At 42.1% G+C, this 14,022-nt stretch carries 14 protein-coding genes; 11 read left to right on the top strand and 3 right to left on the bottom strand.

Annotation, left to right across the window (positions count from 1 at the left end; genetic code table 11):
• The first annotated feature begins 37 nt into the window (after nt 1–37).
• Nucleotides 38–1,072, top strand: coding sequence for a DUF2157 domain-containing protein (locus tag QE417_RS11920; protein ID WP_311950201.1), 1,035 nt, complete (start codon nt 38–40; stop codon nt 1,070–1,072).
• Between the two features lies 1 nt (nt 1,073).
• Here the strand turns inward: QE417_RS11920 and QE417_RS11915 are convergent, their stop codons facing one another.
• Nucleotides 1,074–1,592, bottom strand: coding sequence for a DUF1877 family protein (locus tag QE417_RS11915; RefSeq protein WP_311950199.1), 519 nt, complete (start codon nt 1,590–1,592; stop codon nt 1,074–1,076).
• A 179-nt stretch (nt 1,593–1,771) separates the two neighbouring features.
• On the opposite strand from QE417_RS11915, the gene QE417_RS11910 reads away from it, so the two are divergent.
• A complete protein-coding gene (locus QE417_RS11910) occupies nt 1,772–2,092 on the top strand; it encodes a hypothetical protein (RefSeq protein ID WP_311950198.1) in 321 nt (106 codons plus the stop codon).
• 98 nt (nt 2,093–2,190) lie between these two features.
• On the top strand, nt 2,191–2,655 hold the full coding sequence (locus QE417_RS11905) for a tail fiber domain-containing protein (protein WP_311950195.1): 465 nt from the start codon (nt 2,191–2,193) through the stop codon (nt 2,653–2,655).
• Nucleotides 2,656–2,892: 237 nt separating this feature from the next.
• Here QE417_RS11905 and rdgB read toward each other — a convergent pair whose 3' ends face one another.
• Both rdgB and QE417_RS11895 read right to left on the bottom strand, forming a co-directional pair.
• Nucleotides 2,893–3,480, bottom strand: coding sequence for an RdgB/HAM1 family non-canonical purine NTP pyrophosphatase (rdgB, locus tag QE417_RS11900; RefSeq protein WP_311950193.1), 588 nt, complete (start codon nt 3,478–3,480; stop codon nt 2,893–2,895).
• A 10-nt stretch (nt 3,481–3,490) separates the two neighbouring features.
• Entirely contained in the window at nt 3,491–4,111 is a 621-nt protein-coding gene (locus QE417_RS11895; RefSeq protein ID WP_311950191.1) for a hypothetical protein, read from the bottom strand.
• A gap of 196 nt (nt 4,112–4,307) precedes the next feature.
• Here QE417_RS11895 and QE417_RS11890 point away from each other — a divergent pair, with 196 nt between their 5' ends.
• The 8 genes from QE417_RS11890 to cdaA all read left to right on the top strand — a co-directional run bounded on the left by QE417_RS11890 (nt 4,308) and on the right by cdaA (nt 14,020).
• Nucleotides 4,308–5,684 (top strand): peptidylprolyl isomerase, encoded by a 1,377-nt coding sequence (locus tag QE417_RS11890; protein ID WP_311950189.1) that lies wholly within the window; start codon nt 4,308–4,310, stop codon nt 5,682–5,684.
• Between the two features lie 9 nt (nt 5,685–5,693).
• Entirely contained in the window at nt 5,694–6,659 is a 966-nt protein-coding gene (locus QE417_RS11885; protein WP_311950186.1) for an AAA family ATPase, read from the top strand.
• 75 nt (nt 6,660–6,734) lie between these two features.
• Entirely contained in the window at nt 6,735–7,295 is a 561-nt protein-coding gene (gene pth / locus QE417_RS11880; protein WP_311950183.1) for an aminoacyl-tRNA hydrolase, read from the top strand.
• Nucleotides 7,296–7,489: 194 nt separating this feature from the next.
• Nucleotides 7,490–9,898: a TonB-dependent receptor domain-containing protein gene (locus QE417_RS11875; RefSeq protein WP_311950181.1), complete on the top strand. Its 2,409-nt coding sequence runs from the start codon at nt 7,490–7,492 to the stop codon at nt 9,896–9,898.
• 12 nt (nt 9,899–9,910) lie between these two features.
• Nucleotides 9,911–10,258 (top strand): Spx/MgsR family RNA polymerase-binding regulatory protein, encoded by a 348-nt coding sequence (locus QE417_RS11870; protein WP_311950179.1) that lies wholly within the window; start codon nt 9,911–9,913, stop codon nt 10,256–10,258.
• A 102-nt stretch (nt 10,259–10,360) separates the two neighbouring features.
• A complete protein-coding gene (locus QE417_RS11865; RefSeq protein WP_311950178.1) occupies nt 10,361–12,334 on the top strand; it encodes a M1 family metallopeptidase in 1,974 nt (657 codons plus the stop codon).
• A gap of 117 nt (nt 12,335–12,451) precedes the next feature.
• The gene (locus tag QE417_RS11860) at nt 12,452–13,165 is read left to right on the top strand and encodes a carboxypeptidase-like regulatory domain-containing protein (protein ID WP_311950177.1); all 714 of its coding nucleotides are present in this window, start codon (nt 12,452–12,454) and stop codon (nt 13,163–13,165) included.
• Between the two features lie 66 nt (nt 13,166–13,231).
• A complete protein-coding gene (gene cdaA / locus QE417_RS11855) occupies nt 13,232–14,020 on the top strand; it encodes a diadenylate cyclase CdaA (RefSeq protein WP_311950176.1) in 789 nt (262 codons plus the stop codon).
• Nucleotides 14,021–14,022: the final 2 nt, after the last annotated feature.

The raw sequence follows: 14,022 nt of genomic DNA, 5'->3' as shown, positions 1-14,022 counted from the left end.
TAAGAAATCATCTATGAACTAACTCTAAGCCACACCAATGAAACTCAATCTCGATAAACAGGAAAGCGAATTTTTGAACAAGGCCATTGCGCATTGGGAGAAAGAAGAACTGCTTTCGGCCGAACAGGCCGAAAAGCTTCGCGCTTCAACCGAGGTTAAGGGGTTTGATTGGATGCGACTTGCTCAATATTCCTTTTGGGTAGCCTTGGTTTGCGGTGCAATTGCTATTGGGTCGCTCATTATCAGTCAGCAGGTAATTGATTGGATTAAAGGCTTGTATTACACGCCTGATATAGTAATTGCCATGGGTTCGGCACTGTTGGCAGTAGCCGCTTTTTACCTGGGCACCCGGCGCGAAAGGCTCACGCCCGAACGTGTGTTTAGTAATGAGGCTACAATTTTTATAGGAGTGCTTTTCACCGCTTGCTGTATTGCCTATTTAGGTAAAACATTTGATGATGGCTCTGGGCATTACTCGTTGCTATTCCTTATATCGGTATTTGTATACGGCTTTTTGGCCTGGAGGCTTAAGTCACGCATGATATGGCTGTTTGCGCTTGTTTCATTGGGCAGTTGGTTTGGTACCGAAACCGGTTATCAAACCCGTTGGGCTTATTACTTTTTAGGCATGAACTATCCGTTGCGTTTTGTGCTTTTTGCAGCGGTGTTATTGGCTGCCTGTTACCTGCTCAAAAACAAACCGTTTATACAATACTTTTGGGATTTAACCTACGTAGTAGCCCTGTTGTACCTGTTTATATCATTGTGGCTGCTTAGTATTTTTGGCAACTTTGGGCATTTAGATGAGTGGCTGCAGGTTAAGCAGATCAGCCTGTATTACTGGGGTATTATTTCGTTAGCTATTGCTGGCGGGTTTACACTTTATGGGCTCAAAAATAAGGATGCCATTGCCCGCGAATTTGGCATCACTTTCGTGCTTATTTTTATCTACACCAAATACTTCGAGTACCTGTGGAACCATATTCCGGGTACCATATTTTTTGCTGTGCTGGCGGCTTCGTTTTGGTTTATCGGCCGCAGGGCAGAGAAAATATGGAACCTGAATACCTGATTTAACCTATGCAAACTATTACATAATTGTTTTGCAGAGATGCTTTTGAAAACAGCTCATTTAAATCTTTAAAATCTTTGGTTAAGTGATTTAAATTGAAAGTACTATCAGGATCTAATGAATCATTCCATACTTCAGGATAAATACCATTTTTGTTAAACTCGTTAGAGGAGAAATTTTTACATATATCTGCGTTTGTTACGGTTGTAAGTACTGAATGTATTATGTTAACTTTTTCAGGCGTTAAGTAATACAAGGGAATATTGTTAAGCAAGGCATCAATATCTGCATTTTCATTTTCAAAATCCGGTAAACTATCTATATATGATTCCGGGTTAAATAATTCGGTTATGCTATTTATTTTTGAAGGGACAGTTTTAACAAGAATGTATCTTAACCCTTCATGTGATTGATGTAATGTTGCCACATCAGTATATTCCGGTTGAGATACATTTTCCGCATCTTTCAACCTCAAAAATTCTGATGAGGGAATACTATAATAGCTGGTTGATTGGCTCATACATTGTGATTTTTGGAATTAACCAAAGATGGTTTTGTTAATTATTTAAAGCCGATGTTAATAAACTTAATATATTTTAAATAATATAATTTGACTAAACAAATACATAAATGTATAGTTGTTATATTATATAAGTTGTATTTTTGAAGTGCATAACTTTCAATAACTAACGAACAGAAATGCTGACCCCATTACTAAAATATATAACCATTGTTTGCTTACTGGCAGGTATTCTTGAATACAGCCAGGTGCCGGTTATATCGGTATGGGGTAACCACGCCAAAAATACCGAACAAACTGATAAAGGTAGCGCCGAAGATCCGGTTAAGGAATCTGAAAACATCCGTGCCGAGTCGGCTAAAGATTATTTACACGAGATTAACACTTTTCGTTTCTCCCAGCCGGTGTTTGTAATTGCGGTTAAACACCCAATTATTCACCGCGAAGATTTCCCCTATCATTTTTATCCCGACGTACTTACGCCGCCTCCTAACTGTTAAGCACTCAATTAGAATTTATCTGCAAAGCGGATGTGCGAAGCCTGCCTTGTTTTGTAGCGTTTAATTTTTTGTTCACCTCAATTTACAATAATCATATTATGAAAACTTCAAATTTCATGATGATGCTATTTGCATTATCTTCATTTACCTCTGTGGCTTTTGCCCAAACCAAAGTTTCTGAAAGCGAATTAAAAAAGAATGTTACCCCAATTTCGGGCGCATTAACGGTAGTTAATAGCTTAGAGCCGGTAACATATAATTATAATACCCAATTGTTAAAAGGTGTAAAGTTTCCTTCGGGCACTCAATACGGTTTCAATACCGATAATGTACAATCGGTTTTACCCGGCGTAGTGCGTACCGAAAGCAAATTATACCCCGCCGGTAAAGGGTCTATGCAATCGGCCGATGTAAAAACGGTTGATTTGCAAAGTATGGTGCCTGTATTGTTAGGCGCTATTAAAGAGCAGCAACAACAAATTGATGCTCTGAAAGCCGAAGTGCAATCGTTACGTCGCGGTAGCAACAGCAATACCTCGGCTGCAATAAAATCAGATAAATAAGGTTTTATTTTCTTCTTTTAGCAATAAATAGACAGGTCGTTTCGAAAGAAACGGCCTGTTTTGTTTTATGTAAGATGTTCTAAAAGTGTGTTCATTGCGAGGAGCCGTTGGCGTATGTGTACCGGGGCGACGTGGCAATCTCCTCGAGTGTTTGAACGGGTTAGGCAAATTGTAATCACATTTACAACATAGCATGCGGAGATTGCCACGCAACCGCTCGCAATGACATGAGGGGGATTATTTTTGCGTTTGCTCCTTCAAAAAGCCAATCAGCTTTTCCATCGCAATAGCTCTATGGCTGATGCTGTTTTTCTCTTCCATGCTCATTTCGGCAAAAGTAATACTGTAACCTTCGGGCTCAAAAATAGGATCATAACCAAAACCCTTGGCACCCACTTTTTCGGTGCGGATGGTGCCGTTCACTGTCCCTTCAAAGAAATGCTCTTCACCGTTCCATAGCAATGATATTACGGTAACAAAGCGGGCTTTGCGGTTTTCAACGCCATCGAGGTTTTGCAATACCTTGGTTATGTTGGCCTCGTGGTTGCCATGTTCGCCGGCATAACGGGCCGAGTATACGCCCGGTTCGTTATTTAAGGCTTCGATTTCCAGTCCGCTGTCATCGCCAAAGCAATTGAGCTTGTATTTGTTAAAAATATAATGGCTTTTAATGGATGCATTGGCCCTGAAAGTAGTGCCGTTTTCTTCTATCTCATCGTGGCAGCCAATATCGGTTAGGCTTTGCAGCAGCAGGCGGTCGCCGGTTTTGGCGGCAACTTCTTCCAGTTTATGCTGATTGTGGGTGGCAAAAACTAAGGTAGGCATGGTTTTCTTTTTAGAAAGTTTTAATAAGGTTCCAGAATATGCGGGTATTATCTTTATTACCCATCATTTCATCAAACCCAAAGGTATATAGTGCTGCGGTAGTACCCACATTTTGAATAGTATTTATATTTAAAGCTGGTATAGCAGCAGGCATGGCTTTAGTGCCTAATAAAAGTACTTTTTGAGGAACGAAGAACTTGCTTATGGCTGCCCATTCTTTAATCTCTGCTTTGGCCATGTTTACAATGGCTATGTCATCGGGCGTATAATTAATACGTGTAAGGGTGCCGTTCAGGGCAGCTAAGTGGTCGGCAGCCATAAAATCGGCAGCGGGGTAATGCACCAATACCAAAAACTTCTTTTGATAGCCGCCTGAGTAATTAAACGTAATTGCCGGCGTTGGTGTAGTAGAAATTGCAGGAGTAGCAGGGGCAATAGAAATTGTAGCAGTTGCAGGAGCTGGTATCGTTGCTAAAGGAGCTGTTGATACCGGTACAGGTTGATCAGTAGGCGTTTCTTGAATCTGTTCGGTAATTTCAGCGTGCTGCTGCGCGTTTTGATAAAGCGGTTTATCGGCTTTGAGCAGAAAAATTTCTTCCTGCAAAAAATAACTGAGTTGGGTTGCCTGCATATCCGTTTTTACTTTAACAAATTTTAACAAAAATAGCTAAAGCAAGCGAAGCTTTATCGGCATATTCGCATAATATTATACCACAGGTATATAATGCTATTTTTATGTCGCCGATGTGCAGAAATTTTGCGAAATTCGGAGGTTTATTTTATGCCTGAGTTTGGGTTAACCCTGCGCAGGTTCAATTAATTAGTAAATGAGAAAGTTTGTATTTATATTTTTCAGTTGTTTATTAACTGCTACGGTGTCGTTTGCACAAAGAGTAACACTTGATAAAGTAGCCGGTGTAGTAGGCAACAGCGTTATTTTAAAATCGGATATTGAGTTGCAGTACGCGCAGTACCTCGTATCGGGCGGGCAGCCAAATGATGATATTAAGTGTACCATCTTAGGTCGCTTGCTTACTCAAAAGTTATTGGCGCAACAGGCCGTAATTGATAGCGTTAGCGTAACCGAAGACGATGTTGACGGACAAATTGATCGCCGTATGCGTGGCATGATCCAGCGTGCCGGCGGGCAAGACCGTTTGGAGCAATTTTTGGGTCGTTCAACAATTCAATATAAGGATGAAATTCGCCCCGATATTAAGGAGCAAATGATCGCCGAAAAAATGCAGGGAAAGATTACCGAAAAGGTAAGCGTTACTCCGCAAGAGGTTACCCGATTTTTTGAACGTATACCCAAAGATAGCCTGCCATCGTACAACAAAGAGGTTGAAGTTGGCGAGATCGTGTTTCAGCCTAAGTTAAATAAAGAGGAAAAGCAGTTTTATAAAGATAAAGCCGAGGGCTTACGTACTCGTGTTAAAAACGGTGAAGACTTTGGCAACATAGCCCGTTTATACTCGCAAGATCCGGGTTCGGCACCAGAGGGTGGCGATTTAGGATTTTTCGACCGTCAGGGCATGGTGAAAGAGTTTTCGGCCACCGCCTTTAAGTTAAAAGCCGGCGAAATCTCGCAGGTGTTCGAGTCCGACTATGGTTTCCACTTTTTACAGGTGCTTGAGCGCAGGGGCGAGCAGGTACATGCCCGCCATATTCTGATTGCACCAGTTACAACCCCGGCCAGTTTAGATCGCGCCAAAGCTAAAGCCGATAGTGTTTACAACCAGCTCAGCAAAAACAAACAGTTTGATTTTTCTACAGCAGCATCTATATATTCGGATGATAAGGAGACTAAATACAATGGTGGTATGCTAATGAATGCCGAGAACGTACAGGCTCGTTCAACGCTTATACCAACCGATAAATTAGACCCTGCCGTAGCGCTTGTTGTTGATACCATGAAGGTGAACAGCATATCAAAACCGCAGTTGATAACTGCTCAGGATGGTAAATCTACCTACAAAATTTTATACCTGCGTTCGGTAACTGATGCGCACAAGGCTAACCTGGCCCAGGATTTGCCTAAAATTAAAGAGCTTGCTCAAAATGATAAAACAAACCGTACCGTTAGCGAGTGGTTTGAAAAGAAAAGAAAAAGTACCTTTAGCCGTATTGACACAGAATATCAATCATGCAAACAGCTTAAAGATTGGATAACCCCTCCGGCAACCGCTCAAATTAAGGAATAATAATATAGCATGTCATCATACCGTACCGAAGTAGAAGCAGCCGACGCCCTTAAACAGGCGTACCAGAATATAAGGGCCGAAATTGGCAAAGTTATAGTTGGGCAGGATGAGGTAGTTAAATCTGTCCTTATTTCTATCTTCAGTAATGGTCACTGTTTGCTGGTAGGTGTACCTGGTTTGGCTAAAACTTTGTTGGTGCAAACCATAGCACAGGTGCTCGATCTTAATTTTAACCGGGTACAGTTTACGCCCGATTTGATGCCCTCAGATATTATTGGTTCTGAAATTTTGGGTGAAGACCGCCATTTTAAATTCATTAAAGGGCCAATTTTTTCGAACATTATTTTAGCCGATGAGATAAACCGTACACCGCCTAAAACGCAGGCCGCATTGTTAGAGGCTATGCAGGAAAAGGCAGTTACCGCAGCCGGTGTAACGCATAAATTGGAGCAGCCGTTTTTTGTGCTGGCTACCCAAAACCCCATTGAGCAGGAAGGTACTTATCCGCTACCTGAGGCGCAGTTGGATCGCTTTATGTTTAATGTAACGCTTGGCTATCCATCATTTGCCGAGGAATTGCAGGTGGTTAAAAATACTACGAGCACCAACAAGGTTCAGTTAAACAAAATTATTGGCGCTGCCGAAATTGTAGAATTTCAGCAATTGGTACGCAATATACCCGTGAGCGATAATGTGCTGGAGTATGCCGTAAAAATGGTAGGCAAAACCCGCCCGCAAGGAGAGTTAGCTACAGCCAATGTAAAACGTTTTTTAAACTGGGGTGCTGGTCCAAGGGCTTCGCAGTACCTGGTTTTGGGTGCCAAATGCCATGCGGTTATCAGCGGCAAGTACTCGCCCGATATTGAAGACGTGCAAGCAGTAGCCAAACCTATTTTAAGGCACCGCATAGTGCGCAGCTACCATGCCGAGGCCGAAGGTTTATCAACCGACCAGATCATCGAACAACTGTTTTAATAATACTATAACTATATAAATTAGGTTATTTGGCTTTTGTACCTTTGCAAAAGTTAAGTAACCTTTCTTGTTTAAATGAAATACCTGATAGTAGGCCTGGGCAACATTGGCCCCGAATACCGCGATACCCGCCATAACATTGGCTTCATGATATTGGATGAACTGGCCAAACAGGAGGGGGCATCATTTCATAACATGCGGTTAGCTTACTATACCGAGGTGAGCCATAAAAGCCGTAGCCTGCATCTCATCAAACCAACTACTTACATGAACTTGAGCGGCAAAGCATTAAGTTATTGGATGGGGCAATTAAAAATACCTGTAGAAAATGTATTGGTGCTGGTTGATGATTTGGCTTTGCCTTTAGGCACCCTACGCCTTAAACCCAAAGGCAGCGCGGCCGGGCATAACGGATTAAAAAATATTGAACAGGTACTGGGCAATAACAATTATGCCCGCCTGCGTTTTGGCATAGGCGACAACTACCCCAAAGGCCGCCAGGTCGATTTTGTGTTGAGCGGCTTTGATCAGGATGAAAAACCTGAACTGCCAGCACTTATAGACCGCTCTATTGATATGATAAAAAGCTTTGCCACTATTGGTACCGAGCTTACCATGACTAAGTTTAACAAGTAGCACTCGCTATGTTAAATTATAGTTAAAGTTCTTTGAAATGAAATTTTAAGGGGTTGATATTTAGTATTTTGCAAGAAACTATTGCCGATTAGTGTAACGATTTTAGCAAAAAGGGTATCTATCAAGCAAAAGACAACTAAACGTTTTTCTAAAGCCATAGTCTATTAACTGAACTTACTTTATCACCAACCCTTATGAAAAAAGCTTTACTAAGCTCAATACTCTTTTCTTTTATATCGCTTTTAACTTTTGCGCAAACCCAGCAGCCTGCGGTAACAGCTACGGTAAAGGGCATTATAATCGACTCGGCTAAAAACGAACCTTTAGGCTATGCCACCGTTGCCTTGGTTGATGCTGCCACCAACGCACCGGTAAAAAGCACTTTTACCAAAGATGATGGCAGTTTCTCCATATCGGGTTTGGCATTAAAGCCGTACAAGTTGGCTTTAGTAAACGTGGGTTTTGGTACTAAAAATATAAATATCGGCACACCCAAAGAGGTAACTGATTTGGGTAAGTTATTCATGGCCACTGTTTCAAACCAGTTGGGCGAAGTTACCGTAACCCAGGTTAAACCTTTAATGAAACGCGAGGTTGACCGCATAGCCTATGATGTACAGGCCGACCCCGAAAGCAAGGTGCTTACCGTGCTTGACCTTATGCGCAAAGTGCCGTTATTATCGGTTGATGCATCAGATAATATCAAACTCCAGGGCGGTACCAATTACAAAATATTAATTAACGGTAAAGAATCAGCACTGATCGCTAAAAACCCGGCAGATATTTTTAAATCGATGCCGGCAAGTAATATTATTAAAATTGAGGTGATTACCACACCTCCTGCAAAGTATGATGCCGAAGGTTTGGCTGGCATCATTAATATCATCACCAAAAAAGATATTGGACAGGGTTACAATGGCAGCATCAATGGTCGTTACAATACCATATGGGGGCCGGGCATTAACTTAAACCTAACTGCAAAAAAAGGCAAGTTTGGTATTGGTGGATACGCCGGTTACAACAAGCGCAACAATGTATCAACCAACTTTAACAACCTTACCGATAACTTTAACACTTCATACCTTACCCAGGAGGGAAAAAATACCAGTAGCGGTAATAATACCTACGCCAGTACCGAACTAAGCTACGAGGGTGATAGCCTTAACCTGGTTACCGGTACTGTTGAGTACTATCGTGGAAATAACAACTCAGACAGAAGTTTGTACTCAAATCTGGTAAGCAATAACAGCAACTCGTACCGCTCATTAAATACTGCCGATAACGGGTACATAGGATTTAGCACCGCTTTGAATTACCAGTTAGGATTCAAAAAAAACAAGGAGCAACTATTAACGGCATCTTATAAATTTAACTCGTCAAAAAACGATCAGTTTAACGATGTGCTGTTTTTTGACAAGGTTAATTTTAACGATGGAGTAAACTACCAGCAATTTAATAATTCGGGTACAAATGAACATACTTTACAGCTTGATTATGTACAGCCTGCCAAAAAGCTAAATATTGAGGCTGGCGCTAAAGCCATCTTCCGTAATAATTATAGTGATTTACGTAACGAGTTATTTAACACAGCCAGCAATGGTTACGTGGTAGATCCTAATCAAACTTACAGCTTTGATTATCAGCAAAATGTATACAGCGCTTACAATTCATACCAGTTGAAATTAACTAACTGGGTGGCAAAGGCTGGTTTGCGTTTTGAGCATACTACTGTAAACGCAAACAGCGGTGTGGTAAGCCAGCAGTACTCTAATTTAATACCATCTCTTTCGGTACAACGTACCTTCAAAAGCAGCAGTGTAAACGTTGGCTATACTGATAGGATACAACGCCCCGGTATTTGGCAGTTAAATCCGTTTGTAGACCGCTCAAACAACAGCTTTATTACCGTAGGTAACCCCAATTTGCAGCCGGTAGTAAGCCATACGGTTGAACTTACGTACAGTAACTTTAAAAAAGGATCGATAAACTTTGGGGTAAACTACAGGTTTGCCAATAATACGGTTGAAAACATAACCCGCTTTGATGAGCAAACAGCTGTTAGTGTTAGCACCTATGAAAACGTTGGCAAGAATAAACGCCTTGGGGCCGATTTTAATGTGAATTATCCCATCACCTCAAAAATGAGTTTTAACCTTAATAGCCAGTTGATGCACGTATGGTTGAGCGGTTATGTAGGTGGTACCTTGTTTAACGCCAAAGGCTACCAGGGGCATGTGTTTAGCGGCACCAGCTACAAGTTTGATAGTGGTTACAGGCTGGGTTTAAACGTTGATTACGATAGCCGTTACGTAATGTTGCAAGGCCGCGATAATGTTTATTTAGGTTACTCGGCCAGTGCATCAAAAGAAATTTTGAATAAAAAAGCCACTATATCCATCTACGCCAATACACCTTTCCAAAAATTCAGAAAGGTTGATAATACTGTACGCACGCCAACTTCATATCAGTTTACCTTGTTTAACCAATATGCGCGCTCCATCAACATTAGCTTTAACTACAAGTTTGGTAAGTTAGATGGTGAGCTTAAAAAGAACCAGCGCGGCATTAACAATGACGATGTGGGCAGCAGCGGTAGAAATTAATAACTTTGCCGCATGAAAGTATATGGCATTACCAACTGCAATACCGTTAAAAAAGCTTTGGATTGGCTAAAGCAACATAACGTGAACTACGAATTTCACGACTTTAAAAAACTGGGTGTAAGTAATGAAAAACTGGCCGAGTGGAACGACAAAGCCGGCTACGAAAAGTTTTTAAACAAGCAAGGCCTTACCTGGCGCGGCCTTGATGCCGAAATTAAGGATAGCGTGAAAAGCTCCGCCGAAGCATTGCCTTTGCTAAAAGAAAAAACCAGCATGATCAAGCGCCCGGTTATTGAAGATAATGGCTTCCTGTTTTTTGGGTTTGATGAAAAAGCTTATGCCGAACACTTTGGGAAATAACTGAAAGCAAATAATTAGTAACAATACGCTTACCTGCTGTGTTATAGCGTAAATAATACTATTATTGCTTTTTATTTTAACTACTACTGTTATTTCCTGGAGATGAAAAAATCTTTTATTACCGGCTTATCGCTGGCAATGCTGGCCTTTACAGGCTTTGCCCAGTCGCAGCAGCCACAGCAGCCGGCACCTGCCGGCCCGGTTACCAAATACGATTATCATGACGCATTTGGGCCATTATTTTACACCAAAAACGGCAACGATTTCAGAGCTGCAAGCGGCGAACCCGGCTCACGTTACTGGCAAAACCGTGCCGATTACAATCTTGCGGCACGTTTAAACGATCAAACCAACGAGGTTACAGGTTCGGAAGTACTGACCTACACCAACAACAGCCCTCAAAAGTTAGGCTTTTTATGGATGCAATTAGACCAGAATTTGTTTAAGCAGGATTCGCGTGGTTCGGCTATTATACCTACTGCCGGTAGCCGTAACGGCGGCCGCGGACAGGTATTTGAAGCAGGTTACAAAATAAAATCGGTTAAAGTGGGTGATGTTGATGTAAAATATGCCATCAATGATACCCGCATGCAAATATTCTTGCCTAAGGAGATTGCTCCTAACGGCGGTCAGGCTAAAATAAAAATTGAGTTTTCTTTTATCGAGCCTAACTATGGGTCAGACCGTACCGGTATTCAGCAAACCAAAAACGGTAAAATATTTACCGTTGCGCAATGGTACCCACGCGTATGTGTATATGATGATGTAACCGGCTGGAATGTTGTTCCATACACCGGTCCTGGTGAGTTTTACTTAGAGTATGGTGATTTTGATGTAGCCATTACTGCGCCTGCCAACCATATTGTATTGGCCAGCGGTGACTTGCAAAACCCGCAGGAAGTGTACACTGCCGAGCAGCAAAAACGTTGGGCACAAGCTGCTCAAAGCGATAAAACGGTGATCATCCGCTCGGCCGATGAGGTAACTAATGCAGCCTCACGTCCTGCAGGTAAACAAGAGCTTACCTGGAAGTTCAAAATAAAGAGCGCGCGCGATGTGGCCTGGGCTTCATCGGCTTCATTTATATTGGATGCTGCTAAGATTAACCTGCCAAGCGGTAAAAAATGTATGTCGGTATCAGCCTATCCGGTTGAGAGCGATGGCAATGCTGCCTGGGGCCGTTCAACCGAATACACCAAAAAATCTATTGAGCATTACTCGGCTAAATGGTTCGAGTTCCCTTATCCTGTGGCCAGCACAGTTGCCGGTATAGTAGGTGGTATGGAATATCCGGGCATTGTTTTTTGTGGATACCGTGCCAAAGGTGCCAGCCTGTGGGGAGTAAATGACCACGAGTTTGGCCATACATGGTTCCCGATGATCGTAGGCTCTAACGAGCGTTTGTACGGCTGGATGGACGAAGGTTTCAATACTTTTATCAACACCCTTTCAACCGATGCGTTTAACAACGGCGAGTACAAAGAACGCCCGATGGATATGCACCGCTACGGCGCTTTCTTTACCCGCCCCGAGGTTGAATCAATTATGAATACGCCGGCAGGTATTAAAGAGCGTAACAACGGTTTGTTGTTGTACTCAAAACCCGGTGCCGGTTTAACTTTACTGCGCGAGCAGATCTTAGGCCCGGAGCGTTTTGATTTTGCTTTCCGTACTTATATCGAGCGTTGGGCATTCAAGCACCCTACTCCTGATGATTTTTTCCGCACGATGGAAAATGCTGCCGGTGAAAGCCTGCAATGGTTTTGGAGAGGCTGGTTCCAAAATAACTGGCGTTTGGATGTTGCTGTGCGCGACGTAAAGTATGTGGATAATGATGCTACCAAAGGTGCCCTTATTACCCTTGATAACCTGGAGAAGATGGCTATGCCGGTAATCCTCGATATTAAATACAAAGGCGGCAAAACCGAACGCTTTAAACTGCCGGTTGAAATTTGGGAACGCAATACAAGCTGGACTTTCAGGTATCCATCAACTACCGAAATAGAATCGGTTACCTATGATCCTGATAAGGTACTGCCTGATTGCAACGAGGCAAACAACGTTTGGAAACAGTAAAAATATGTTAAAAAGACCCGGCCAATTTGGCCGGGTTTTTTTATTGTTTAACTTTATCACTTTAATTTAAACCATTGCCTTAACCCAGTGGTTTATTTTTTTATATACACCTTATTTATGAAGCCTCGATTTATTATATTCTTACTACTCGCATTGTTTACCGTTTCTGCCAAAGCCCAGCAGAATGTGATTCGTGGCCAGGTAACTGATGCCAGCGATGCTAAGCTGCCCAGTGTATTAGTGAAAAACACGACCAATAACCAGGTTACTTTAACCAACGATGATGGTAACTTTGAAATAAGAGGTTTAATAGGCCATACGTTAATTATTTCTTCTCCGGGATATGTTTCAGATACCCTGTACGTTGCCGATATGAAATTTAAAAACGTTAAAATGACACCGCTGGGTATTACCCTTGGTGCGGTTAATGTACGTGGTAAACAAGGGTTTGATCCGCGTACCGAATATCCGCAGGTGTATCAAAAAAGTAAAGTGTATGTGTTATCGCCAACCTCGTGGTTTAGTAAAGAAGCTAAAGATGCGCGTCGTTTAAAAAAATACTTCCAAAAAGAGGTTGAAGAGCGCACGGTTGATTCGGTATTCACCAAAATATATGTGGGTAGCCTTGTGCCTTTGAAAGGTACGGAGTTGGATAACTTTATGAGTTTGTACCGCCCGTCTTACGAATTTGTTAAAAGCAACAACGGTGCATCAATGGCCGCTTACATTAACGATTCGTATAAAAAATACCTTGCCTTGCCAGCCGAGAAACGTGCAGTGCCCAAACTTACAACCGATGAGCCTGTAAAGCAACCGGCAGCCAAACCTTAATCCTCAGTTCATACAATATAAAAGAATGAGCCTTATAAAGCTCGTCAAAATTGGCTAACTTCGTTCATGCAGTCCATATTTAAACTGTTTGATTTTAACCTGTTTAGTGCGCTTGATGTACTGTTGGTAGCATTTCTGCTTTACCAGCTTTACAATTTGATCCGGGGCACCATAGCCGCCAATATTTTTATTGGTTTAGCCTTGATATGCCTGTTTTATTTTGTGGTAAAGGCCCTTGATATGAAACTGCTCACCACAATACTGGGCAACTTCATGAATGTGGGTATAATTGCGGTAATAGTGGTATTTCAGCAGGAGATAAGGCGGTTTTTACTGTTAGTTGGGCGTAATGCCTCGTTACAACGAAACCGTGCCTGGTGGAAATTTTTTTTAGGTAAGAATGAGGCGGAGAAGGACAATTACAAGCGCATTAAGCCAATTATAGATGCCTGTAAAAGTATGAAACAAAGCCATACAGGTGCGCTAATTGTTTTTGTGAAGGATTACGACGAGCAGATTTTTCAAACCAGCTGTGAAGTGCTGGATGCCAAAATATCCAAACGCATGATCGAGGCTATATTTCAAAAAAACGGCCCGCTGCATGATGGTGCCATGATCATATCTGGCAACAAAATTAAATCGGCCAGCTGCATTTTGCCTTTGACTGATAATAGTGATTTGCCTGCACAGTTTGGCTTGCGCCATAGGGCCGGTATTGGCGTTACAGAGGCAAATGATGCCACAGCTATCATCGTATCTGAAGAAACTGGCGAAGTTTCATACGCCAAGCAAGGCCGTGTTAAAATGAACATCAGCTTTGCCGAGCTCGAAAAACTTCTCAATAAAGATTTCTAACC

This window comes from Mucilaginibacter terrae (assembly GCF_031951985.1).
GTDB classification, from domain to species: domain Bacteria; phylum Bacteroidota; class Bacteroidia; order Sphingobacteriales; family Sphingobacteriaceae; genus Mucilaginibacter; species Mucilaginibacter terrae_A.
The sequence above is the reverse complement of the archived record's forward strand: the minus strand, read 5'-3'. Positions and strand labels throughout refer to the sequence as shown.

Bases quoted from the DNA above. Each gene is read 5' to 3' on its own strand.
- QE417_RS11865 (WP_311950178.1), top strand. From the start codon at position 10,361: ATGAAAAAATCTTTTATTACCGGCTTATCGCTGGCAATGCTGGCCTTT.
- QE417_RS11920 (WP_311950201.1), top strand. From the start codon at position 38: ATGAAACTCAATCTCGATAAACAGGAAAGCGAATTTTTGAACAAGGCC.
- cdaA (WP_311950176.1), top strand. From the start codon at position 13,232: ATGCAGTCCATATTTAAACTGTTTGATTTTAACCTGTTTAGTGCGCTT.
- QE417_RS11870 (WP_311950179.1), top strand. From the start codon at position 9,911: ATGAAAGTATATGGCATTACCAACTGCAATACCGTTAAAAAAGCTTTG.
- QE417_RS11895 (WP_311950191.1), bottom strand. From the start codon at position 4,111: ATGCAGGCAACCCAACTCAGTTATTTTTTGCAGGAAGAAATTTTTCTG.
- rdgB (WP_311950193.1), bottom strand. From the start codon at position 3,480: ATGCCTACCTTAGTTTTTGCCACCCACAATCAGCATAAACTGGAAGAA.
- pth (WP_311950183.1), top strand. From the start codon at position 6,735: ATGAAATACCTGATAGTAGGCCTGGGCAACATTGGCCCCGAATACCGC.
- QE417_RS11905 (WP_311950195.1), top strand. From the start codon at position 2,191: ATGAAAACTTCAAATTTCATGATGATGCTATTTGCATTATCTTCATTT.
- QE417_RS11860 (WP_311950177.1), top strand. From the start codon at position 12,452: ATGAAGCCTCGATTTATTATATTCTTACTACTCGCATTGTTTACCGTT.
- QE417_RS11890 (WP_311950189.1), top strand. From the start codon at position 4,308: ATGAGAAAGTTTGTATTTATATTTTTCAGTTGTTTATTAACTGCTACG.
- QE417_RS11915 (WP_311950199.1), bottom strand. From the start codon at position 1,592: ATGAGCCAATCAACCAGCTATTATAGTATTCCCTCATCAGAATTTTTG.
- QE417_RS11885 (WP_311950186.1), top strand. From the start codon at position 5,694: ATGTCATCATACCGTACCGAAGTAGAAGCAGCCGACGCCCTTAAACAG.
- QE417_RS11910 (WP_311950198.1), top strand. From the start codon at position 1,772: ATGCTGACCCCATTACTAAAATATATAACCATTGTTTGCTTACTGGCA.
- QE417_RS11875 (WP_311950181.1), top strand. From the start codon at position 7,490: ATGAAAAAAGCTTTACTAAGCTCAATACTCTTTTCTTTTATATCGCTT.